Below are 22,255 nucleotides of genomic sequence, written 5' to 3'. Positions count from 1 at the left end.
CGGGCGACCCGAAGGACCTCTAACGGGGGACGACCGACTCCTCGGACCAGGTGCGCCAGGTGATCAGCTTGTCCGCGGCGGCGGCGAGCTGGTCGGCGACCGGGCCGGGGCCGGTGGAGCCGTACGTGGTGCGCGCGGCCAGCGCGGACTTGACGGACAGCACCGAGCGCACGTCCGGGTCCAGGTGGTCGGAGATCGCGGCCAGGTCCTCGTCGGAGACCTCGTCCAGCGCGCAGTCCCGGGCCACGCAGAGCGCGACCAGCTTCCCGGTGATCTCGTGCGCCTCGCGGAACGGGACGCCCTTGCGGACCAGCCAGTCCGCGACCTCGGTGGCCAGCGTGTACCCGACCGGCGCGGCGGCGGCGAGCCGGTCCGCGCGCACGGTCATCGTGGAGATCATGCCGGCCAGCGCGGGCAGCACCAGCTGGAGCTGGTCGACGGCGTCGAACGCGGGCTCCTTGTCCTCCTGCATGTCCCGGTCGTAGGTCAGCGGCAGGCCCTTGAGCATGGTCAGCACCGTCATCAGGCCGCCGATCAGCCGGCCGGACTTGCCCCGGGCCAGCTCCGCGATGTCCGCGTTCTTCTTCTGCGGCATGATCGACGACCCGGTGGCGAACGCGTCGTCCAGTTCGACCCAGCCGAACTCCTGCGACGTCCACATCACCACCTCCTCGCCCAGCCGGGAGAGGTGCACGCCGATCATCGCGGTGACGAACAGGAACTCGGCCACGAAGTCCCGGTCCGCGACCGCGTCCATCGAGTTCGGCGCCGCGGTGGCGAAGCCGAGCTCCTTGGCGACCTGCACCGGGTCGAGCGGCAGCGACGAGCCCGCGAGCGCGCCGGAGCCGAGCGGGCTGACCGCGGCCCGCGCGTCCCAGTCCCGCAGCCGCTCGAGGTCGCGCAGCAGCGGCTGGACGTGCGCGAGCAGCCAGTGCCCGAACGTGACCGGCTGCGCGTGCTGCACGTGGGTCATGCCGGGCGCGGGCGTCTCGACGTGCCGCTCGGCCTGCTCGACCAGCGCGTCGGCCAGCTCGACCAGGCGCAGCGCCACGCCGCGGGCGTGGTCGCGCAGGTAGAGGCGCAGGTCGGTGGCGACCTGGTCGTTGCGGGAGCGGCCGGCGCGGAGCTTGCCGCCGAGCGTGCCGAGGCGTTCCAGCAGGCCGCGTTCGAGCGCGGTGTGCACGTCCTCGTCCTCGACCGTGGGCCGGAACGCGCCGGACGCGCAGGCGGCCTCCAGGTCGTCCAGCGCGGCGAGCATCTTGCCGAGCTCCTCCGCGTCGAGCAGGCCGGCGTGGGCGAGCACGCGGGCGTGGGCGCGGGAGCCGGCCAGGTCGTACGGCGCGAGCCGCCAGTCGAACTGCACGCTGACGGAGAGGCGGGCCAGCGCCTCGGCGGGGCCGCCGGAGAAGCGGCCGCCCCAGAGGCTGGTCCGGTTGGTGGAAGTAGAGGAGGTCACGAGCCCATTCTCAATGATCGGAGTCGGTGGGCCCGGTGCGGGCCCAGGCGGAGAGCTTCTCGGCGAGCGCGGGCCCGCCGAACGGGTCCCGGGCGACGACCAGGATGGTGTCGTCGCCCGCGATGGTGCCGACCACGTCCGGCAGGCCGGACCGGTCGAGCGCGCTGGCCAGGAACTGCGCGGCCCCGGGCGGGGTGCGCAGCACCGCTATGTTGCCGCTGGCGTCGGCGCCGGTGAGCAGCTCGCGCAGCAGCCGCAGCAGCCGCGCCGGTGCCTGCTCGGCCTGCCGGATGACCGGCGTGCCGTCCTCGGGGATCAGGTAGACGGCCGGGCCGCCCGCGGTGCCACGCACCTTCACCGCGCCCAGTTCCTCCAGGTCACGGGAGAGCGTGGCCTGGGTGACCTGCACGCCGTCGCCGGCGAGCAGCTCGGCCAGCTCCGTCTGCGACCGGATCGCCTTCTCGCGGATCAGCTCCACGATCCGGGCGTGCCGCGCGGTGCGGGTGGTGGGCGCGGTCATGCCGAGTACCCTGCCAGCCAGGCCAGCAGCGCCTTCTGCGCGTGCACCCGGTTCTCGGCCTCGTCGAAGACCGCGGACTGCGGCCCGTCCATCACGTCGTCGGTGATCTCGTCGCCGCGGTGCGCGGGCAGGCAGTGCAGCACGATCGCGTCCGGCTTCGCGGCGGCGAGCAGGTCCTTGTTCACCTGGTACGGCCGGAACGGGGTGTGCCGGTCCTGGCCGTCGCCCTCCTGGCCCATCGACACCCACGTGTCGGTGGCGATCACGTCGGCCCGGTCGGCCGCCTCGAACGGGTCGCGCAGCACGCTGACCGAGCCGCCGGTCCACGCCGCGATCTCCGAGGCGCGGGCCACGACGGCCGGGTCCGGGTCGTGGCCGGACGGGCCGGCGACGCGCACGTGCATGCCCGCGGTGGCGCCGGCCAGCAGGTAGGAGTGGCTCATGTTGTTGGCCGCGTCGCCGACGTAGGCGAGCGTGCGCCCGTGCGTGGTGCCGCACCGCTCCCGGATGGTGAGCAGGTCGGCGAGGAGCTGGCAGGGGTGGAAGCCGTCGGTGAGCGCGTTGATCACCGGCACCGTGGCCACGGACGCGATCTCGGCGATCCGCTCGTCGCCGTAGGTGCGCATCACTATCGCGGACACGTACCGGGACAGCACCTGCGCCGCGTCCGCGAGCGTCTCGCCGCGGCCGAAGTGGGTGGCCCGGGTGTCCACGATGATCGGGTTGCCGCCCAGCTCCGCGATGCCCACGTCGAACGACAGCCGGGTGCGCAGGCTCTGCTTGTCGAACAGCACCGCGATCGACTTCGGGCCGGCGAAAGGCTTGTGCGCGTACCGGTCGGCCTTCATCAGCTGGGCCAGGTCGAGCACCGCGGACTGCTCGGCCGGGGTGAGGTCGTCGTCGCGGAGGAAGTGCCGGGTCATGAGGTCACCGTGTCCAGGGCGTGGGGCAGCGCGGCGAGGAACGAGTCGGCCTGCTCGGCCGTGAGGATCAAGGGCGGTGCCAGCCGTACGACGTGCGGCGCGACCGCGTTGACCAGGAACCCGGCGTCCCTGAGCACGCCGGTCAGCGCGCCGGAGGCCGGGGCGTCGAGCACGATGCCGAGCAGCAGGCCGGCGCCGCGCACCTCCCTGATCAGCGGGTGGCCCAGCGCCTCGACGCCGCGCCGCAGCCGCTCCCCCACGCGCTTGACGTGGTCGAGCAGGCCCTCGTTCGCGATCGTCTGGATCACGGCGAGCGCCGCGGCGCAGCTGACCGGGTTGCCGCCGAACGTGCTGGCGTGCATGCCGGGCTGGAACAGCGTGGCCGCGCGGCCGAACGCGAGCACCGCGCCGATCGGCAGGCCGCCGCCGAGGCCCTTGGCGAGCGTGACGATGTCCGGCTCGACGCCCTCGGCCTGGTGCGCGAACCAGTGCCCGGTGCGGCCGATGCCGGTCTGCACCTCGTCCAGCGCGAGCAGCGCGCCCTTGCCGGCGGTGATCTCCCGGGCCGCGGTGAGGTAGCCGGCCGGCGGCACCAGCACGCCGCCCTCGCCCTGGATCGGCTCCAGAATGACCATGGCGGTCTCGTCCGTGACCGCGTTCCGGAGCGCGTCTACATCGCCGTACGGCACGTGCGTGACGCTGCCCGGCAGCGGCTGGAACGGCGCGGCCTTCGACGGCTGGCCGGTCAGCGCGAGCGCGCCCATGGTCCGGCCGTGGAAACCCCCCGCGGAGGCCACCACGTGGGTACGGCCGGTGAGGCGCGACATCTTGAACGCCGCCTCGTTCGCCTCCGCGCCGGAGTTGCCGAAGAACACCCGGCCCGGCCGCCCGGCCAGCGCCAGCAGCAGCTCGGCCAGCTTGATGGTCGGCTCGGCCACGTAGAAGTTGGAGACGTGACCGAGCGTGGAGATCTGCCGGGTCACGGCCGCGACCACCGCCGGGTGGGCGTGGCCGAGCGCGTTCACCGCGATGCCGCCGAGCAGGTCCAGGTACGGCTTGCCGGCCTCGTCGACGACGACCGCGCCCGCACCGCTGGCCAGCGCCAGCCCGGGCGTGGCGTAGTTCTCCATCATGGAGCCCTGCCACCGGTCGATGAGTGAGGTCATGCCGGACTCCCTGCCGATGATTCGCTCGCAAGCTCGCTCATGACCCCATCACCATGGTTCCGAATCCTTCTGAGGTGAAGACTTCCAGCAGGGTCGAGTGCGCGACCCGGCCGTCGACGACGTGCGCGGCGGGGACGCCGCCCTCGACCGCGCGCAGGCAGGCCTCCATCTTGGGGACCATGCCCGACTCCAGGCTCGGCAGCAGCTCCGCCAGCTCGGTCGTGGTGATCTGGGTGATCAGGCTGTCCGGGTCCGGCCAGTCGCGGTAGAGCCCGGTCACGTCCGTGAGCACCACCAGCTTGCGGGCGCCGAGCGCGACCGCGAGCGCGGCGGCGGCGGTGTCCGCGTTCACGTTGTGCAGCACGCCGTCGGAGTCGGGCGCCACCGTCGCGATGACCGGTATCCGGCCGGCCGCGATGATGTCCGCGACCGCGGACGGATTGACCGAGGCGACGTCGCCGACCAGGCCCACGTCGACCGGCTCGCCGTCGACCATCGCGGGGCGGCGGACCGCGGTGAACAGCTTCGCGTCCTCGCCGGACATGCCGACCGCGTACGGCCCGTGCTCGTTGATCAGGCCGACCAGCTCGCGGCCGACCTTGCCGACCAGCACCATCCGCACCACGTCCATGGTCTCCGGCGTGGTGACGCGCAGGCCGCCGCGGAACTCGCTCTCCAGCCCCAGCTTCGTCAGCATGGCGGAGATCTGCGGGCCGCCGCCGTGCACCACGACCGGCCGGAGCCCGGCGTACCGCAGGAAGACCATGTCCGCGGCGAACGCGCGCTGCAGCTCCGGGTCGACCATGGCGTTGCCGCCGTACTTGATCACCACGGTCTCGCCGGAGAACTCGCGCAGCCAGGGCAGCGCCTCGATCAGCGTCGCCGCCTTCTGCTGCGCCACCGCCAGGTCACGGGTGAGCGCGGCGGTCATGAGCTGTACGCCGAGTTCTCGTGCACGTACGCGTGGGAGAGGTCGTTGGTCCAGATCGTCGCCTCCGCGCCGCCGGCGTTGAGGTTGATGTGGATCTCCACGTCGCGGCCGGACAGGTCCACCTTGGACCGGTCCTCCGCGGCGGCGCCGCCCCGGCACACCCACACGCCGTTGATCGCCACGTCCAGCCGGTCCGGCTCGAACGTGGCCGAGGTGGTGCCGACCGCGGCCAGGATCCGCCCCCAGTTCGGGTCGTTGCCGAACAGCGCGGTCTTGACCAGGTTGTTGCGGGCCACCGCGCGCCCGGCCTCGACCGCGTCGTCCTCGGTGAGCGCGCCGGTGACCGCGATCGCGACCTCCTTGGTGGCGCCCTCCGCGTCCGCGATCAGCTTCCGGGAGAGCTGCCGGCAGATCTCGGTGACCGCCTCGGCCAGTTCCTCCGGGCTCGGCTCGATGCCGGACGCGCCGGAGGCCAGCAGCAGCACGGTGTCGTTCGTGGACATCGCGCCGTCCGAGTCGACGCGGTCCAGCGTGCGGCGGGTGGCGTGGCGCAGCGCCGCGTCCAGCGCGTCCGACCCGGCGACCGCGTCCGTGGTGAGCACGCAGAGCATGGTGGCGAGCCCGGGGGCCAGCATCCCGGCGCCCTTGATCATGCCGCCGACGCTCCAGCCCGTACCCTCGACGATCGCGGTCTTGGAGACGGTGTCCGTGGTCATGATGGCCTCCGCGGCCGCGGGGCCACCGTCGCGGGACAGCCCGCGCACGGCCGCCTCGACGCCGGGCAGCAGCTTGTCCATCGGCAGCCGCTCGCCGATCAGGCCGGTCGAGCAGACCGCCACGTCACCGGCGCCGAGCAGCAGCGGCTTCGGCCCGCCGCGCAGCGCGGCCGCGGTGTGCTCCGCGGTGGCGTGCGTGTCCTGGAAGCCGGCCGGGCCGGTGCACGCGTTCGCGCCGCCGGAGTTGAGGATGACCGCGCGCACCACGCCGCCCCTGAGCACCTGCTGGCTCCAGAGCACGGGCGCGGCCTTGACGCGGTTGCCGGTGAACACGCCGGCCGCGGTCGCGTCCGGCCCGTCGTTGACGACCAGCGCGACGTCGGGCTTGTCCGGCTTGAGTCCGGCGGCGACGCCGGCCGCCCGGAAGCCCTTCGGATGGGTGACGCTCATGGTGCGACTCCGTAGATCTGCAGCCCGGTGGTCTCGGGCAGCCCGAACATGAGGTTGGCGTTCTGGACGGCCTGGCCGGCCGCGCCCTTGCCGAGGTTGTCGGAGGCGCTGACCGCGATGATCCGGCCGGAGTCGACGTCGACCGTGGCCTGAAGGTGCACGGAGTTGGACCCGCTGACGCTCGCGGTCCGCGGCCACTGGTCTTCTTCGAGCACGTGCACGAAGGGGTCCGCCGCGTAGGCGCGCTTCAGCACGTCGTGCGGGTCCGCGTCGCCGAGGGCTCTCGCCGTGACCGTCGCCAGGATGCCCCGCGGCATCGGCGCCAGGACCGGCGTGAACGACAGGCTCTTCGCGCCGGTGGCTTGCTTGATCTCCGGCACGTGCTGGTGGCGGCCGGTCTTGTAGGTCGACAGGCCGCCCATCACCTCGCTGGCCAGCAGGTGCGGCTTCGGCGACTTGCCCGCGCCGGACGTGCCGGACGACGCGACCACCACCACGTCCTCCGGGTCCGCGACGCCGGCCGCGATCAGCGGCGCGAGTGCGAGGATCGTGGTGACCGCGTAGCAGCCGGTGTTCGCCACCCGGGCGCTGTTCGCGATCCGCTCGCGCTGCCCCGGCAGCTCCGGCAGGCCGTAGGTCCACGTGCCGGCGTGCGGCCCGCCGTAGTACCGCTCCCAGGCACCGCCGTCGTGCAGCCGGAAGTCCGCGCCGAGGTCCACGATCTTGACGGTCTCCGGCAGCTCGTTCGCCAGCGCCGCCGACTGCCCGTGCGGCAGCGCGAGGAACACCAGGTCCGCGTCGGCGAACGCGTCCGGCCCGGTGGCCGTCAGCGTCAGGTCCAGCCCGCTCAGGTGCGGGTGCACCGCGCCGACCGGGCGGCCCGCCTGGCTGTGCGCGGTCGCGGTGACGAGGTCGAACTCCGGGTGCCCCGCGAGCAGGCGCAACAGCTCGCCCCCCGCGTACCCGCTGGCCCCGGCGACGCCGACCCTGATACCCATGCCGTACCTCCGCATCACTATGCGGCCCAATGTATCAACATTCACCGGGCGGCGGCAAAGGGTTAAAGCCCACCCCTCCTCGGTTTCGCCCCCTTTGCGCCCTAAGCCACATATGCTCGGAAAGCTTGATCATGCTTCCGAGAGAGGGGACGCCGCCATGGGCGACGCGATCCGCATCATCACCCCGCAGGCCTACCCGCTCTGGGCCGCCGAGGTCCCGGCACACTCCGACGAGCAGCCGCTGATGACCAGCGAGGGCGAGGTCGTCACCGAGGACCTGGTCGACTTCATCTTCCCCCACACGTACCGCGTCATCGCCTGGGAACACGTGGTCGGCCGCGACGGCACCCAGCAGGCCCTGCCCATCCTGGCCGGCACGCAGGCCAGCCACGACCAGTCCTACCAGTACGCCGAAGAACGCGAGGACGCGGAGAACCTGGCCCGCCTCCGCATCCGCGAACACCTGCGCCGGAAGAAGTCGATCAGCGCCTAGCCCGCGCATTTCCGCAGTATTCGGTGGTCAATAGCGGAAATCCGGAGGGCTTTCGGCTTTAGCGGCGCAACAACCCGTTCGGGCGTTTATACCCGCGAGCGCGATGGCGTTTTGACTCGTTTGATGGTTGGATACGGTGCTGCCCCCCGTTTCTCTCGGAGCGGGGGGCAGCACGCTCCCATATTCATTCTCAAATGATCTTCACATTTCCCGATCCTCGGGCGAACCGACGCCCGAAGGAGGAGACTCAACGACATGACACACCGCCCGGGTGACGTCATCACCGAGCTGATCGACCTCAGCGACTGCACCCTGCGCGACCTGCGCCTGAAGGACGACCTCGTGCCAGCGGCCGCGGTCCGTCGGGCCCTGCGGCAGGTCGAGCGCCCCCGCGCCAATCTGGGCGGCTCCGGCCCGCCCGGCCGCGCGGACTGAATCTCCCCCGCTTCCATTCTGACCCGGGACTAGGAGTGTCCGTGCCCGCGACACAAGAGAGCACCCGCCTTCACGTGCTCCGCCAGGAGGCAATCACCGAACTCGCCATCGGCGGCGGCTCACCAATAGTCATCGGTGAGCTACTGTCCGGTCAACTAAGTCGCCGAAAAGTGTTGCTGAAAGCCTTCCTCGATGCGATGACCGAGAACCCCGCGCTGACCGCGGGGTTCAATGTTGCAGAGGCGTGGAACGCGCTGGAACGCGCACAGGACGCCGCGCCCGAGGCGATCACCGGTCTCCTGATGCACCCGCACGTCGGCGCCTGGATCGCCTACGCGCTGCGCCGGCACCGCGGTGGCACGTCGAGCGACGCCCCGATCGCGCACGACTTCGGTCAGCTCACCGCACTGGCGCTCGCCGCCGCGGCGCTCGCCGGACAGGACTTCACCACGCGGGTGCCGCTGCGCGACGGCCGGGCGAACGTGCCGTGTTTCGGCATGGCGCACTTCGACGGCGCCGCCGGGTGGGACACCGCGGAGGCCGGTACGACCGGCGGCCGGCTGTGGCTGAGCCACGGCGGCACCCGCATCGACGTGCCCGCGTCCGGTGACGGCGACGGCTGGTACGCGCTGCGCCGGGTCACGGCCGGCGACGGCCCCCGGCTGTCGGTCTGGCTCGACGACCTCGACCCGCTGCGCGATCTGGCCGACCCGGTGGCCCCGGCCCGCCTCTCCGCGGCAGAACTCAGCCGGTGGACGGAATTGATCACGGACGCGTGGTCGATCCTCTGCCGGGTGAACCCGGAGATGGCCGCCGCCATGGAGGTGGGCGTCACGTCGCTGGTCCCGCTGCCGGTCAACGACGGCTGGGACACGCGGAGCGCCTCCACCGGCGACGCGTTCGGCGCGATCATGTGCTCGCTGCCGCCGGACGCGGTGACGCTCGCGGTCTCGCTGGCGCACGAGTTCATGCACATCAAGCTCGGCGGCCTGATGCACCTGGTCCCGTTGATGGGCGCGGGCGGCGAGCCGACGCTGTACGCGCCGTGGCGTGACGACCCGCGCCCGCCCGGCGGGCTGCTGCAGGGTGTGTACGCGTTCGCCGGCATCGCCGACTTCTGGCGGCGCTACCTGCGGCAGGCGGGACCGGACGAGGCCGCCATCGTGGAATTCGAGTACGCCTACGCCCGCTCCCAGGCACAGGAGGGCCTGGCCACGGCGCAGGCCGCCCCGGAGCTGACCGAGGCCGGCCGGCGGTTCACCGACGCGCTCGGCGCGGAGCTGGCGTCCTGGCCCCGGGACGAGACGCCGGGCAGCGCCGCCGAGCTGGCCCGCCTGGTCGCGGACGCGCATCGGGCCGGCTGGCGCATCCGCCACTGCCGGCCGGACCCGGCCGACATCGAGACCCTGCGCGACGCGTTGCGCGCGGCGGCGCCGGTGACCTCGCGCGTCCGCGCGTCCACCGTGCGGCCCGACCCGGCGATGCGGCACTGGTCGCAGGGCCGGTTGGGGCTGGCCCGCCGTCGCATCGTGGCGCCGGACCGGTTCGAGGCGTCGCCCGGCGAGGCGTGGGGCGCCGGCCTGTTCCCGGCCGACCTGGCGCTGTTCCGCGGCGACGCGCGCACCGCCGTGCGCGAGTTCGGCGAGTTGGTGGCCGAGGACCCGGGCCGGCCGGACGCGTGGACCGGGCTGGGCCTCGCGCTCCGTGCGGACGGTGACAAGGCCGCGGCGGCCGCGCTGCTGGAGCGGCCGGAGATCGTGGCCGCGCTCTACCCCGGTGCCGGCCGCTCGCCGCGGGATCTGGCCGACTGGGTGGGCACCGAGGTGCTGCGCTGACCGGTGGCCTACAGCGGCATCGGGTCCACGTCGCAGTTGGCCCGCACGCGCGCGACGGCCGCGTCGATCGCCGGGTGGTCGCTACCGAGCACCCGGCGCATCGCCGCCAGCACCTCCTCGTACAACCGGTCGGCCTCCGCCGCGCGGCCGAGCGCGGCCAGGTCGAACGACAGGTTCAGCGCGCACGCCAGGGTGGACGGGTGGTCGGCGCCGAGCCGTTCCCGGGACAGCCGCAGGGTCGTCGCGTCCAGCTCGTACGCGCGCCGGTGCTCGCCGAGCTCGGCCAGGTCGCTCGCCAGGTTGGTCGCGCAGGTGAGCGTCAGCACGTGGTCCTCGCCGAGCCGCTCGGCCAGCCGGCGGTAGGCGGCCTCGTCGTGCGCGTGGGCGCCGGCGGCGTCGCCCTGCAGCCGCAGCACGATGGCGAGGTTGGTCCGCGCGTAGAGGGTGTACGGGTGGTCCGGCCCCAGGGTCCGGCCGTAGTCGTTGGCGGTCGCCTCGGACAGCTCGCGCGCCGCCTCCAGGTTGTCGCTCTCGCGCAGGTCGACCGCGTAGTCGATGGCCGCGGCGATCGCCTCGGGCTGGAGCGCGGTGAACCGCTGGCGCAGCCGGGTCATGGTCTCCTCCGCGAGCTTGCGCGCGCCCTCCTGATCGCCCGCCCGGCGCCGGGCCACCGCCAGGTTCCGGGCCACGGCCAGCACCTGCGGGTGGTCGGGGTCGAGGTGTCGCAGGCACTCGTCGTAGAGCCCTTCCAGATTCGTGTGCGCGTCGAGGTAGTCGCCGCGCTCGCGGAGATCGAGCGCCAGCCCGGTCCTGGTCATCAGCGTCTCGAGGTGGTCCTCGCCGAGCACCTCGACCCGCCGCCGGAACGTCTCCCGGTCCAGCCGCAGCGCCTCCTCGTACTCGCCGGTCAGCCGGAGACTGACGGCGAGGCTGTGCGCGGCCTTGAGTGTGAACGGATCGTCGTCGCCCAGTACGTCGCGGCAGCGGTCCAGCGCGGTCCGGTCCAGCGTGCGCGCCGCCTCGAAGTCGCCCTTGGCCCGTAGGTCCGCCGCGACCAGGCTCATCGCGTCGAGCGTGTCCTCCTCGTCCTCGCCGACGGTGGCCCGCAACCGGGCCAGGCAGTCCTCGTTGATCTGCGCGGCCTCGGCGAACTCGCCGAGGAGCCGCTGCACGTAGGCGAGCCAGCGTGCCGCCTTGAGCGTCTGGAGGTCGTCCGGGCCCAGCATGGTGCGCCACCCGGTCACCACGCGCCGCGCCAGGTCCCGGCAGCTCGCCTGGTCACCCCACCAGTAGTAGAAGCCGATCACGTCCAGGACCAGCTGGCGGGTCCACGCGTCCTCGCAGGCCACCGTGTTCGAGGCCTCCACGTGCGGCAGCAGCGCGTGGTAGCGGGGCCAGTGTGCCGCGCTCGACGGGTTTCCCGGGTTGCCGCCGGCCAGCAGCACGTGCGCGCCGTGCTCGAGCCTGCCGCGCACCTCCTGACTGAGCTGGTCGACCATCACGGTACGCACCAGCCGGTGCAGCTGCACGGTCTGGTCGCGGTGGTCGATGCGCGCCAGTCCGTACCGCTGGATCTGACGCAACGCCCGGTTGAGCCGGCTCGGGTTCTGCAGCGTGGCGTCCAGTTCCGGCGCGATCGGCGAGTTCCGGGAGGCGACGAAGAGTTCGCGCGCGATGGGTTCCGGCGCGAAGAACGCGCACACCTGGAGCAGTTGCAGCGCGGCGGGGCTCTCCACGCCGAGCCGGTCCAGGGCCACGGTCCAGGCGGCCGCCACCGCGAGGTCGTAGTCGCCCGCCGTCGCGCGTTCCGCCAGCTGCTCCCGCTTCTCCAGCAGCAGGCGCAGGTACTCCTCGAAGCCGATGCCGGCGGCGCTGAGCCACGCCGAGGCCTGGCCCACCGCGAGCGGCAGGTCCTCCAGCACCTCCGCGATCCGGTCCGCCTCCTCCGGCGTCAGCTGCGGGTTGCGCTTGCGAAGCAGCTCGACGCTCTCCGCCCGGCTGAACACGTCGATCTCCAGCGTCTGCGCCAGATCGGTCCACCGCTCGTTGCGCGACGTGATCAACACCTTGCCGCTGCCCTCGCGGGGCAGATAGGGCTGGACCGTGTCGACCGTCTCCGCGTTGTCGAAGATCAGCAGCCACTTCGGGTACGAAGCACCGGTCTGCAGCGCGTTCCACACGTCGACGACCGCGGTGCTGGCCTCGCCCTCGACCTCCAGCCCGAGCTTCTCGCCCAGCGCCAGGATGGCCCGGAGGATCTGCGCCGGCTGCTCCGCGGGAATCCACCACACGATGTCGTACTCGTCGCGGTGCCGGTAGGCGTACTCCACCGCGATCTGTGACTTGCCGACGCCGCCGAGGCCGTGCAGGGCCTGGGGCAGCACCGCGGTCACGTGCTCGGCGCGCAGCCGGCGCTCCAGCGCCTCCAGCAGCTGATTGCGCCCGATGAAGTCGCCGTTCCTCGGCGGCAGGCTGCCCCAGACGGTGTTGCCGGCGGCCGTCTGCTCACCGGGCATCGTCAGTGACTGGTCGATCGGCTGCACCGGCCGATCCGGTGAAAGGTTGCTCATCGTCCCACTGCTCCCGGCGTGCGTCCGCGTGCCGGCCGGCGTGGCCGCCGACCCCGATCTGTGAAAGTTGTCCAGGGCTCTGGCCCGCTGCCGCGCGCGCACCAGGTAGGGCCCGGACAGTGCGCGGAGCACCGCGACCTCGGTCTCCGCGAAGGCCACCGTCTCCAGCGTGACAGGCGTGTCCCGTACCGTCTCGGGCTTCTCCAGCGCGCGGAGCAGGCTCTGCGCCTCCGGCCGCCGGTCGCCGTAGTGCCGCGCCACGATCTCCACCACGCGCGCGGTCTCGACGCGGGTGGTGCGGGCCAGCAGCGCCTCCCGGACGCCCGGCCGGAACCGGAAGTCGCCCCGGTACGCGGCCGGCGTACCCGGCTCCATCAGCGCGTCGCTGACCACCACGTCCGCCAGGTCCAGCGGGGTGGAGGCCGGCATCATCCCGCCCTGCACCACCCGTACCGCGGCCAGGTCCGGTGGTGCCGCGGCCACGTAGGAGGCCAGGCGCAGCGCGCGCTCCGAGGCGGTGCCGCGGAAGACCGCCACCGCCCGGGCCGGCTCCCAGACGCCGGCGACCGGCGGTGCCGGTGGTTCCGTGCCGGACGGCTCCTCCGCGACGAGCAGCACGGTGGCGTCCAGCACCGCCTCGCCGGCCCGGCCGACCAGCGTCGCCCACCAGCCCAGCCAGCGCGGGTCCAGCTCCAGCAGCGGCACGGCGAGCGGGCTCCCGGTCAGCGGCTCGTGCAGCGGGCTCCGCCACCGCTCGTCCTCGGCGACGTGCAGCCCGGTGTTCGGCGCACGCGGGTGGCGGGCGGTCAGCCGGACCGGGCGGGGCGCCAGATGCGTGCGGCTCCAGCGGCCCTGCGGGTACGGATTCACGATCGCCACCGGGACCAGGCCGCCCCAGCGGGACAGCAGCCGGTGCGCGAACGGCTGCCGCCAGATCTCGTCCAGCCCGTCCGTGACGATCACCGCGAGTTCGGCCTCCGGGCGGTCCCCGTCCTCGATCGTCTGCAACTGCACGCGATGCACGTGCTCGCCGCCGAACGCCTGGGCGGCCAGGCCGTGCAGCTCGCGGACCGCGGGCTGCCAGACCCGCATGGTGCGGCACTCGTCCACCACGAGCGACAGCCGCGGGCCGTGCCGCGCCAGGCCGCGCAACGCGGTCAGCAGGCCACCCGGGTCGGTCAGCTGGGGTACCGGGCTGGGCGGGCGCGGGCCGGGCCGTTCGTCGCTCACGGCTCCACCACCGGTGGGATCAGCCGGTTCGGATCGTCCCAGAGCAGCGCCACGTAGCCGCCCTCGTGCGCCGTGCGCTCCTCCTCCGGCAGCTCGGCGGCCTGGGTCCGCAGTTCCTCGATCCGCCCGGGCAGGTCCCGGCCGGCCTCGGAGGCGAGCTGGGCCAGCGCCTCGTCGCTCTCCGGCGTGGGCTTCGGGCGGCGATCCCAGAGGATCACCGGCACCCCGGCCTGCAGCGCGTAGTCCAGCTCGCCGCGGCCGGGCCACTCCTCGGGCGGGCCGCTCAGCGCCACCGACGACACGTCCCGCCGGCGGTGCAGGCGCACGCCCCAGCGGTGCAGCTCATCCGCGTTCCGCGGGTGCACTCCCGGGTAGAAGCCGTCGCCGCCGCGCGCCGATAGCGTGCTCCACCGGTCTCGCCAGAACCGCAGGCGGGGCTTCTCCCGCATCCGCTCCAGGCTGCGCATCGCGACCTGGTAGTCGACGCACAGCGGGATGTCGCGCTGGGACGGCGCGCACCACCACTCCACCGGCAGGTTCATCAGTCCGGCCGGGAGCAGGAACTCGATGACCGGTTCCGTGCCGGCGTCCCACGGCCGCTGCTGTTCCACGTCGTCCACCAGCTTGGGCACCGCCCGGTCCAGTTCCGCCACGCTCACCGGCGCGTGCAGCGACGGGCCGCGCTCGGGCTCCCAGTCACCGGCCTTCCGCTGGAGGTAGCTGCCCACCTGGCACAGGCTCCGGTCGATGCCGTCCGGCTCGATCTCGATCACCAGGCACGGTCCCGCGGGATCGGCCGGAGGCGCCGGCGGCGGGCGTTCCCGCCACTCCCGCAGCGCCCGGTCGGCCTGCGTCGCCGTGGCCTGTTCGTCCACCCACTGCCGCAGCTCGGCGGCGACCCCGGCGCCCGCGGCACTGCGCGCGAGCGCGTCGACGAACGTCAGCGCGGGAGACAGGCCGTCGCCCGCGCAGTTCCACTGGGTCAGGTAGTCGAACGCGTGCAGCGCCGTCATCTCGTCGCCGGTGGCCGGACAGTCGATCTCCGGCACGGCCGCGGACCAGATCGCGCGCAGATCCGTACCCGGCGGGATGCGGCTCAGCAGCTCGACCACGCGGTCCCGCACCGGAAGTCGCAGCCACGGCTGCACGAACACCGGCTGACACACCTCCAGCAGCGCGCAGACGTACGCGGCGGCGGCGTAGGACGCGTACCGGTGCCAGACGTCGTTCTTCTGCCCGTCGCAGTAGTCGGTGATCCCGCGGACCATGAACCAGCGGTTGTCGCGCGCGGCCGTCGCCACCGTGACGCCGGACGCCTCCATCTCGAACGCCCGCAGCGACGGGAACTCCGCGGCGAGGCGGTCCCGCTCGTGCTCGTCCCGCAGCAGCACGTCGCCGGAGGCGACCAGGCCGACGTGCACCTTCGGCAGGCCCACGACGTGCCCCGACGCCTCCTCGGACGGATGCGTGACCGGGTGGCCGTCCTCGGTCAGCCGGTCGTGCGCCGGATCCGGCCGGGGATAGCCGGCCGCGGCCGGCGTCACCTCCGGGTCCAGCCAGCGCTGCCATCCCTCCCCGGCGGTGGCCGCGCGCATGCCGAGCTCGGTCAGCGCGCGCCGCAGCGGGCTGGAGAGCCCGTCCGCGCCGCCCCAGCGCCGCAGGCGTTCCAGCGGACCCTCGCGATTGACGTACCGGTAGTCGAGCACGCCCTCCGTGGCCACGACGATGTCGCCGAGTCGCACGTGCCGGTCCGGCTGCCCACGACGGGGGATGCCGCCGCCGATGCCCACCAGGATCACGCAGTTCACGTTCGGGAAGGTGCGGAGCAGGTCGGCGCAGGCCGATGCGGCGTGCCGGGTGCCGTCCTGGAGCAGCACCGTCAGGGCCACGTGGTGCGGGCGGTCCGGCACGGCGCTCGCCAGCATGCCGACCCGGTAGGGCTGCGGATCGTTCTCGTACCGGAACTCGTGGCCGCCCCGCAGCAGGTCGGCCACCGCGCGGCCCTCCACCACGAGGGCGGTGATCATGCCGATGGTGACCCTATTGCGTACCTCGTCCGGATCGAAAGCTCGCGAATGCGGGGGCGTTGTCATCGGCAGCGCTCCTGGGTCCGTCTCGGTGCAAATCTGCATTGACGACTATCTGTTGGACGAGGAACAGCACCATCGTAATCTCGGCCACCACGACCAGCCCGGCAAGAAATGAGATCTCACCCGCGGCGAGCCGCACGGCAATCGCGACCACACCGGGCACACAAAAGATCAGGACGTCCACCGCGAGCTGGATCAGCTTCCGGCTCCGCCGGCGCGCGTCCGAGCGATGGAAGGTCTCCCAGCCGAAGACCGGCTCGCCGACCTCCGGCATGCGGGCCAGGCGCGGGGCGAGCTCGGCGCGGACGTACCGGCCCACGGCGGAGATCTTCTCGTCGTTGACCAGGTAGGTCCAGCCGAGCGCCACGCACCCGGGCGGCAGCAGGAGCACCAGATCGACCGCGCCCACCTGATGGACGCCGAACAGCACCGCGCCGATGGAGGCGAGCGTCGCATAGACCAGATTGTCCCGGGTGGAAATGCGTTGCAACTGTTCCTCTTTGAGTCTCTCGTACTCATGGAGGATCACGGCGGCGGAGCTGACTTCGTCATATCTCACGACAGTCTCCGGTCCGATCACGATCGGGAGCCGCCCGGCGATACCCGGTCGGATTCCAAGTATGGCCGATGCGCACCACCGGCGTGAAGTGACCGATTCGACGAGGTCACTCCGGCTGAAAATGCTCTATGGCGAGCCATTCCATCGGGGAATCTTGCGCCAGGGTAACGGCGCCGCCGGCCCGGGCGCCGACGCCGACGATCGTCCGGCCGGGGATATTGCGGCGAAAGTGTCGGACCCAGGCACTACGGTGGCCCGGTGAGCGCTATTCGAGGGGACCGGCGGGTCTTCTACCAGCTGCTGGTCAATACGCTGCTCGTGTCCGTCATCAACTTCACGGTGTGGTTCGCGGTCACCTTCTGGGTGTACCTGGAGACGCGGTCGGTGTTCGCGACCGGGGTGATCTCGGGGATCTTCCTGGTGTTGACCGCGCTGACCGGCATCTGGTTCGGCAGCCTGGTCGACCATCACCGGCGGACGGTGATGATGCAGGTGTCGGCGGGTGCGTCGGTCCTGCTCTATCTGGCGGCGCTGGGTGTCTGGCTGGTCACGCCGGCCGAGGCGTTCAAAAATCCGGCGAGTGCGCGGCTCTGGGTCTTCGTCGTGCTGCTCATGTGCGGGGTGATCGCGGGGAACATCCGGACGATCGCGCTGCCGACGCTGGTCACGATCCTGATCGAGGAGGGGGACCGGGATCGGGCGAACGGGCTGGTCGGCACCGTCTCGGGGGTGTCGATGCTGACCACGTCGGTGATCAGCGGTCTGCTGGTCGCGTTCGACGGGATGCGGTCGGTGCTGGTCCTGGCGCTGGTGGTGCTCGGGCTGTCGATCGTGCACCTGGCCACGGTGACGGTGCGCGAGCCGGCGCCGGACCCGACGGCCGACGGGCACCGGCGGGTGGATCTGCGGGGCACGGTGCGGGTCGTCAACGGCATCCCGGGGCTGATGGCGCTGGTGTTCTTCTCGGCGTTCAACAACCTGCTGGGCGGCGTCTTCATGGCGCTGATGGACGCGTACGGTCTGTCGCTCGTCTCCGTGCAGACGTGGGGCGTGCTGTGGGGCGTGCTGAGCACCGGGTTCATCGTGGGCGGCCTGCTCATCGCGCGGACCGGGCTCGGGTCCGCGCCGGTCCGGCTGCTACTGCTGGTCAACCTGGTGCTGTGGGTGGTGGTGCTGCTGTTCCCGCTCAGCGCGTCGATCATTCCGCTGGCCGCGGGCATGTACGTCTACATGCTGCTGGTGCCGTACGCGGAGGCGGCGGAGCAGACGATCCTGCAGCGGGTGGTGCCGCTGGAGCGGCAGGGCCGGGTCTTCGGCTTCGCGCAGAGCGTGGAGCAGGCGGCGTCGCCGCTGACCGCGTTCCTGATCTCGCCGATCGCGCAGTTCGTCTTCATCCCGTTCATGACCGACGGCGCGGGCGCCCGCACGATCGGCACGTGGTTCGGCACCGGGCCGGACCGCGGGCTCGCGCTGGTCTTCGTGCTGACCGGCGCGCTGGGCATCATCGCCACCGCGGTCGCGCTGGGCAGCCGGCCCTATCGCCGCCTCAGCGACCGTTACGCGGCGTCCGCCGCCGAGTCCACCGAGCCCGCCGAGTCCACCGAGCCCGTCGACGACGCCGCGCCCGGCACCGTCGCGGCCACCACCCCGACGGCACCCACGATCCCGTCGGAGGGCGTGACGCCGAATCGGTAAATAGTCTTCACAGATCGAATCGGCTGAATGTACGGTACGGGAATGCGGGCTTCTCTGGTGGCGGGTCTTGCGGGTGTCCTCCTTCTGACCGGGATTCCGGCGCCGGCCCAGGCGCAACCGGCCGTCTCGCTGGGCAGCGTGCTGCCCGCGCCGCAGCAGGTGCGCCCGCACGGGCCCGGCTTCCGGCTCGGCGCGCGCACCGTGATCGAGGCGCCGGGCGGCACCCGCGTCGTGGCCGACCGGCTGGCCGAGGCGCTGCGGCCCGCCACCGGGTTCCGGCTGCCGATCGTCGGGCGCGCCGGCCGGGGAGCGCCGGCCATCTCGCTGGAGCTGGTGCGGCACGACCCCCGCCTCGGCGACGAGGGATACCGGCTCAGCGTCCGGCCCGGCGGGGTCGCCATCCGGGCCACCACGAACGCGGGGCTCTTCGCCGGGGTGCAGACCCTCCGTCAGCTGCTGCCCGCGCGGATCGACGCCACCACGCCGCAGCGCGCCGCCTGGACGGTGCCCGGCGGCGACATCGTCGACCGGCCCCGGTTCGCCTACCGCGGGGCCATGCTGGACCTGGCCCGGCACTTCCACACGCCGGACGAGATCAAGCGCTACATCGACGAGATCAGCCGCTTCAAGATCAACTATCTGCACCTGCACCTCTCGGACGACCAGGGCTGGCGCATCCAGATCGACTCGTGGCCCCGGCTCACGGCCGTGGGCGGGGCGCCCGGCACCGGCGTGGACGGCGCCGGCGGCGGGTTCCTCACCACGTCGGACTACCGCGACCTGGTGGCGTACGCGGCCGGCCGGTTCGTCACCGTCGTGCCGGAGATCGACATGCCGGGGCACGTCAACGCCGCGCAGGTCGCCTACCCGGAGCTGACCTGTGACGGGCAGGCGCCGCCGCCGCGCACCGACACCGAGGTCGGCTACAGCTCGCTCTGCATCGGCAAGGAGGTCACGTACCGGTTCGTGGAGGACGTGATCCGCGAGCTGGCGGCGATCACCCCCGGGCCGTACCTGCACATCGGCGGGGACGAGGCGCACGCCACCACGGACGCGGACTACCTCGCCTTCCAGGCGCGGGTGCTGCCGCTGGTGAGCAGGTACGGCAAGGTCGCGTACGGCTGGAACGAGATCGCCGCGTCCCCGGCCGCGGCCGGGGCCATCGCCCAGTACTGGGGGCGCGCCCGCGCCGACGCCACCCTCGCCGCGGCCGTCGCGGACGGCACCAAGGTGATCATGTCGCCGGCCAACGTCGCCTACCTGGACCAGAAGTACGATCCGTCGACGCCGCTCGGGCTGAGCTGGGCCGGCTACATCGAGGTGCGCACCGCCTACGACTGGGACCCGGGGACGCACCTGGAGGGCGTACCGGAGGAGGCGGTCCTGGGGGTCGAGGCGCCCCTGTGGTCGGAGACCCTGCGCACCCTGGACGACATCGAGTTCATGGCCTTCCCCCGGCTGCCCGCCATCGCGGAGTTGGGCTGGTCCACCACCCGCGACTGGGAGTCCTTCCGCACCCGGCTCGGCGCCTACGGCCCCCGCTGGACCGCGCGCGGCGTCGGCTTCCACCCCTCCCCGCAGATCCCCTGGTCCACCGCCTGACAGTCACGATCGCAGCGTCTCGGCGGGCGTCTCGCCGAAGAGGACGCGGTACTGGCCGGCGAACCGGCCCGGGTTGGCGAAACCCCAGCGGCGCGCCACCTCCCGCACCGTCACCCCGCCGCCCGGGTCCGCGTCCCGCAGCTCCTGCCGCACCCGCTCCAGGCGGATCCGGCGGAGCCGCTCCAGCGGCGTGGTGTCCAGGTGCCGGCGGAACGCCGCCTGGAGGCCGCGCGCGCCCACGCCCGCCGCGGCGGCGATGTCCGCGACCGTGAGCGGCCGGGCCGCGTTGTCCTCCATGTACGCGACGGCGCGGCGCACCGCCGACGCCGGCTCGTGGCCGGGGCCGGGGCGGTAGGCGCGGGTCATCGCCGTGTGCGGGAAGGCGCAGAGCGCGCTGGTCGCGGCGAGGCGGCGCAACTGCTCGACCAGCAGCGGGCCCAGGTCCGCGCCGGGCGCGGTGAGCTGCCGGAACAGGTAGGCGGTGGTCTCACCCCAGTACCGGCGCATCCGCGCGGACACCGGCGTGTTCGCCTCGAACCGCAGGCCGGGCTCGCCCGCGACGCCGGCCACGTAGGCGTGCGGGACCTGGACGTACAGCATGACGGTGTTGCCGTACTCGCCGTCGTGCTGGCCGCCCTCCGGAAAGAGGACGCCGTCGCCGGCGCGCAGCGGCATCTCGGCGCGGCCGAACCGGCTGAGCGCCCGGCCCTCGGCGATCACGCCGGCCGTGATCATCGGCAGCGGCGGCACGGTCGCGGTGTACCGGACACCGCCGATCCGGACCCGCCAGGCGCGGAAGTCACCGTAGGTGGCCGAGCGGATCGCGAAGTCGGCCGCGCCCGGCTCGTCGAAGGAGACCCGCGCCCGGTGCTCGACGATCCGGTTGAGCGCGTCCGCGATCACCTCCCGGTCCTGCGTGACGACCTCCAGGCGATGCGGCGTGACCACAGTGACGTGACCTCCTCGGCAGACCTCCCAGCCTACCGCCGGGCGGCCGACACGGACGGGTGAGTCGCGGCCAGTACCTCCTCCACGGTGACGGCCAGCAGCGCGGGATGCACGCCGGGACCGGGCAGGTCGCCGCGCTCGGCGCGGGTGCCGTGCCAGATCGCGCGGTGCCGGGGCCGGCCCGGCGGCGGCCCCCAGCGGCTCGGCGGCATCGGGCCGAACAGCGTGACCGACGGCGTGCCGAACGCGGTGGCCAGGTGCGCCACGCCGGTGTCGCCGCTGATCAGCAGCCGGGCGTGAGCGATCAGCGCGGCCAGGTCGTCCAGGCCGGTCTCCGGCACCGCCGGCGCGCCCAGCCCGGCCCGCGCGGCCACGTCCGCGGCCAGCTCCCGCTCGGCCGCGGACCCGGTGACCAGCACGCGGTGGCCGGCGTCGGTCAGCGCGCGGGCGACGGCCGCGTACCGGTCCGGTGGCCAGCGCCGGGACGGCGACTTCGCGCCGGGGTGGATGATCGTCACGCCGTGCGGCACGTCCCGCGCGGGCGGGCGAAGATCAAGATCAAGATCATTCGCCGGTACGCCGTACGCGCGCACCAGCCCGGTCCAGCGTCGCACCTCGTGCTCGTCGTCCCGCCACGGCGGACCGTCCGGGAACTCCGGCGTGGCGAACGCCCAGAGCGCCCCCGGTCGTACCGCCGCGAGCCTGTGGTGTGATTGCGGACCGCGCCCGTGCAGGTTGACCGCGACCGAGACGTCCGGCAGCGGCGGCAGCGGATCGTCCAGGCCCGCGCAGGGCACCACCCGGTCGACGCCGCCGATCAGGTCGATCAGCGGCGTCAGCCAGGTGGGCGCGGCCAGCGCGAGCTCCTCGGACGGGAACGCGGCCCGCAGCGCGCGCAGCGCGGGCACGCCGGTGGCGAGGTCGCCCACGCCGAGCGCGCGGAGCACCAGGATCACGGGTACGAGCTCTCCCGCTCGGCCGCGATGACCAGCTCGCGGACCGCGGACCCGGCCGGCTGGCGCAGCGCGAACAGGATCGCCTCCGCCACGTTGGCCGGGTCGTTGAGCACCGCGTCCGGGCCGGGCTTGTACCGCTCGTCGCGCTCGTCGAAGAACTTCGTCCGCATGCCGCCCGGGATGATCAGCGTGACGCCGACCGTGCCGGCCAGTTCGGCCGCGAGCGCGCGGGTGAAGCCGACCACGCCGAACTTCGCGGCGCAGTACGCGGTGGCGTCGCTGACCGCCTTGATCCCGAGCGTGGACGAGATCGTGACCACGCCGCCGTGCGAGGCCTCCAGCGCGGGCAGCGCCGCGCGGATCACCGCGGCCGTGGCCAGCAGATCCACCGCCACGATCCGGTCCCAGACGTCGCCGGGCACGTCGCGGAGCGCGCCCGGGACGTCGAACCCGGCCGCGGTGACCACGCCGTCCAGGCTGCCCCCGGCGCGCGCGATCAGCTCGCGGGTGGCGGCCTCGGCCGCGCGCGTGTCGGCCAGGTCGCACTCGATCCACTCGACGCCGTCCGCGGGCGCCTGGCGGTCGATGACCAGCGGGCGCCCGCCGGCCTTGCCGACGGCGTCGACCACTGCGGCGCCCAGGCCGCTCGATCCGCCGGTGACGATGACTGCGTCCATCTCGA

Annotated in this window: 18 protein-coding genes; 5 read left to right on the top strand and 13 right to left on the bottom strand. The window is 73.1% G+C overall.

Features of this window, described 5'->3' with window-relative positions; genetic code table 11:
- Window positions 1-19: 19 nt before the first annotated feature.
- Genes argH through argC form a run of 7 tightly spaced genes read right to left on the bottom strand, consistent with a single transcriptional unit; the run spans window position 20 to window position 7,160 of the window.
- Window positions 20-1,456, bottom strand: a complete 1,437-nt coding sequence (gene argH, locus J2S41_RS05660) for an argininosuccinate lyase (RefSeq protein ID WP_310363930.1) — start codon at window positions 1,454-1,456, stop codon at window positions 20-22.
- A gap of 10 nt (window positions 1,457-1,466) precedes the next feature.
- Window positions 1,467-1,976: an arginine repressor gene (locus tag J2S41_RS05655; RefSeq protein ID WP_310363927.1), complete on the bottom strand. Its 510-nt coding sequence runs from the start codon at window positions 1,974-1,976 to the stop codon at window positions 1,467-1,469.
- Entirely contained in the window at window positions 1,973-2,899 is a 927-nt protein-coding gene (argF, locus tag J2S41_RS05650; protein ID WP_310363923.1) for an ornithine carbamoyltransferase, read from the bottom strand. The genes J2S41_RS05655 and argF overlap by 4 nt, the downstream gene beginning before the upstream one ends.
- On the bottom strand, window positions 2,896-4,065 hold the full coding sequence (locus J2S41_RS05645) for an acetylornithine transaminase (protein WP_310363920.1): 1,170 nt from the start codon (window positions 4,063-4,065) through the stop codon (window positions 2,896-2,898). The genes argF and J2S41_RS05645 overlap by 4 nt, the downstream gene beginning before the upstream one ends.
- 37 nt (window positions 4,066-4,102) lie before the next feature.
- Window positions 4,103-4,996, bottom strand: coding sequence for an acetylglutamate kinase (gene argB / locus J2S41_RS05640; protein WP_310363917.1), 894 nt, complete (start codon window positions 4,994-4,996; stop codon window positions 4,103-4,105).
- Window positions 4,993-6,162 carry a bifunctional glutamate N-acetyltransferase/amino-acid acetyltransferase ArgJ gene (gene argJ / locus J2S41_RS05635; protein WP_310363915.1) on the bottom strand — a complete coding sequence of 390 codons (1,170 nt, stop codon included), beginning with the start codon at window positions 6,160-6,162 and terminating at the stop codon, window positions 4,993-4,995. The genes argB and argJ overlap by 4 nt, the downstream gene beginning before the upstream one ends.
- Window positions 6,159-7,160, bottom strand: coding sequence for an N-acetyl-gamma-glutamyl-phosphate reductase (argC, locus tag J2S41_RS05630; protein WP_310363912.1), 1,002 nt, complete (start codon window positions 7,158-7,160; stop codon window positions 6,159-6,161). The genes argJ and argC overlap by 4 nt, the downstream gene beginning before the upstream one ends.
- 157 nt (window positions 7,161-7,317) lie before the next feature.
- Here argC and J2S41_RS05625 point away from each other — a divergent pair, with 157 nt between their 5' ends.
- The 3 genes from J2S41_RS05625 to J2S41_RS05615 all read left to right on the top strand — a co-directional run bounded on the left by J2S41_RS05625 (window position 7,318) and on the right by J2S41_RS05615 (window position 9,923).
- A complete protein-coding gene (locus tag J2S41_RS05625; protein WP_310363909.1) occupies window positions 7,318-7,653 on the top strand; it encodes a hypothetical protein in 336 nt (111 codons plus the stop codon).
- 255 nt (window positions 7,654-7,908) lie between these two features.
- Window positions 7,909-8,088 carry a hypothetical protein gene (locus J2S41_RS05620; RefSeq protein WP_310363906.1) on the top strand — a complete coding sequence of 60 codons (180 nt, stop codon included), beginning with the start codon at window positions 7,909-7,911 and terminating at the stop codon, window positions 8,086-8,088.
- A 197-nt stretch (window positions 8,089-8,285) separates the two neighbouring features.
- Window positions 8,286-9,923, top strand: coding sequence for an HEXXH motif domain-containing protein (locus J2S41_RS05615; protein ID WP_310363904.1), 1,638 nt, complete (start codon window positions 8,286-8,288; stop codon window positions 9,921-9,923).
- Window positions 9,924-9,931: 8 nt separating this feature from the next.
- Here J2S41_RS05615 and fxsT read toward each other — a convergent pair whose 3' ends face one another.
- The 3 genes from fxsT to J2S41_RS05600 are packed head-to-tail and all read right to left on the bottom strand — an operon-like array spanning window position 9,932 to window position 16,372.
- Entirely contained in the window at window positions 9,932-13,723 is a 3,792-nt protein-coding gene (fxsT, locus tag J2S41_RS05610; RefSeq protein WP_310363902.1) for an FxSxx-COOH system tetratricopeptide repeat protein, read from the bottom strand.
- Window positions 13,720-15,750, bottom strand: a complete 2,031-nt coding sequence (locus J2S41_RS05605) for a VMAP-C domain-containing protein (protein ID WP_310363900.1) — start codon at window positions 15,748-15,750, stop codon at window positions 13,720-13,722. The genes fxsT and J2S41_RS05605 overlap by 4 nt, the downstream gene beginning before the upstream one ends.
- Window positions 15,751-15,763: 13 nt before the next feature.
- The gene (locus tag J2S41_RS05600) at window positions 15,764-16,372 is read right to left on the bottom strand and encodes a hypothetical protein (protein WP_310363897.1); all 609 of its coding nucleotides are present in this window, start codon (window positions 16,370-16,372) and stop codon (window positions 15,764-15,766) included.
- A gap of 258 nt (window positions 16,373-16,630) precedes the next feature.
- On the opposite strand from J2S41_RS05600, the gene J2S41_RS05595 reads away from it, so the two are divergent.
- Together J2S41_RS05595 and J2S41_RS05590 are read left to right on the top strand one after the other, a co-directional pair.
- Complete coding sequence (locus tag J2S41_RS05595; protein ID WP_310363893.1) at window positions 16,631-18,067, top strand: MFS transporter; 1,437 nt, start codon at window positions 16,631-16,633, stop codon at window positions 18,065-18,067.
- A 42-nt stretch (window positions 18,068-18,109) separates the two neighbouring features.
- On the top strand, window positions 18,110-19,669 hold the full coding sequence (locus J2S41_RS05590; RefSeq protein ID WP_310363891.1) for a beta-N-acetylhexosaminidase: 1,560 nt from the start codon (window positions 18,110-18,112) through the stop codon (window positions 19,667-19,669).
- Window positions 19,670-19,672: 3 nt separating this feature from the next.
- Here the strand turns inward: J2S41_RS05590 and J2S41_RS05585 are convergent, their stop codons facing one another.
- Genes J2S41_RS05585 through J2S41_RS05575 form a run of 3 tightly spaced genes read right to left on the bottom strand, consistent with a single transcriptional unit; the run spans window position 19,673 to window position 22,250 of the window.
- Complete coding sequence (locus tag J2S41_RS05585; RefSeq protein ID WP_310363889.1) at window positions 19,673-20,617, bottom strand: AraC family transcriptional regulator; 945 nt, start codon at window positions 20,615-20,617, stop codon at window positions 19,673-19,675.
- A gap of 32 nt (window positions 20,618-20,649) precedes the next feature.
- Complete coding sequence (locus J2S41_RS05580) at window positions 20,650-21,573, bottom strand: glycosyltransferase family 9 protein (protein ID WP_310363886.1); 924 nt, start codon at window positions 21,571-21,573, stop codon at window positions 20,650-20,652.
- Window positions 21,570-22,250, bottom strand: a complete 681-nt coding sequence (locus J2S41_RS05575; protein ID WP_310363882.1) for an SDR family oxidoreductase — start codon at window positions 22,248-22,250, stop codon at window positions 21,570-21,572. Before J2S41_RS05575 ends, J2S41_RS05580 begins: the two co-directional genes overlap by 4 nt.
- Window positions 22,251-22,255 lie beyond the last annotated feature (5 nt).

Source organism: Catenuloplanes atrovinosus, assembly GCF_031458235.1.
GTDB lineage: Bacteria > Actinomycetota > Actinomycetes > Mycobacteriales > Micromonosporaceae > Catenuloplanes > Catenuloplanes atrovinosus.
Note: the sequence above shows the minus strand (reverse complement) of the source record. Positions and strands in the feature narration are given on the sequence as shown.

Coding starts and splice junctions, on each gene's coding strand:
- J2S41_RS05645 (WP_310363920.1), bottom strand. CDS start 4,065: ATGACCTCACTCATCGACCGGTGGCAGGGCTCCATGATGGAGAACTAC.
- argF (WP_310363923.1), bottom strand. CDS start 2,899: ATGACCCGGCACTTCCTCCGCGACGACGACCTCACCCCGGCCGAGCAG.
- argB (WP_310363917.1), bottom strand. CDS start 4,996: ATGACCGCCGCGCTCACCCGTGACCTGGCGGTGGCGCAGCAGAAGGCG.
- J2S41_RS05590 (WP_310363891.1), top strand. CDS start 18,110: ATGCGGGCTTCTCTGGTGGCGGGTCTTGCGGGTGTCCTCCTTCTGACC.
- argC (WP_310363912.1), bottom strand. CDS start 7,160: ATGGGTATCAGGGTCGGCGTCGCCGGGGCCAGCGGGTACGCGGGGGGC.
- J2S41_RS05620 (WP_310363906.1), top strand. CDS start 7,909: ATGACACACCGCCCGGGTGACGTCATCACCGAGCTGATCGACCTCAGC.
- J2S41_RS05575 (WP_310363882.1), bottom strand. CDS start 22,250: ATGGACGCAGTCATCGTCACCGGCGGATCGAGCGGCCTGGGCGCCGCA.
- J2S41_RS05615 (WP_310363904.1), top strand. CDS start 8,286: ATGACCGAGAACCCCGCGCTGACCGCGGGGTTCAATGTTGCAGAGGCG.
- J2S41_RS05625 (WP_310363909.1), top strand. CDS start 7,318: ATGGGCGACGCGATCCGCATCATCACCCCGCAGGCCTACCCGCTCTGG.
- J2S41_RS05605 (WP_310363900.1), bottom strand. CDS start 15,750: ATGATCACCGCCCTCGTGGTGGAGGGCCGCGCGGTGGCCGACCTGCTG.
- J2S41_RS05655 (WP_310363927.1), bottom strand. CDS start 1,976: ATGACCGCGCCCACCACCCGCACCGCGCGGCACGCCCGGATCGTGGAG.
- argJ (WP_310363915.1), bottom strand. CDS start 6,162: ATGAGCGTCACCCATCCGAAGGGCTTCCGGGCGGCCGGCGTCGCCGCC.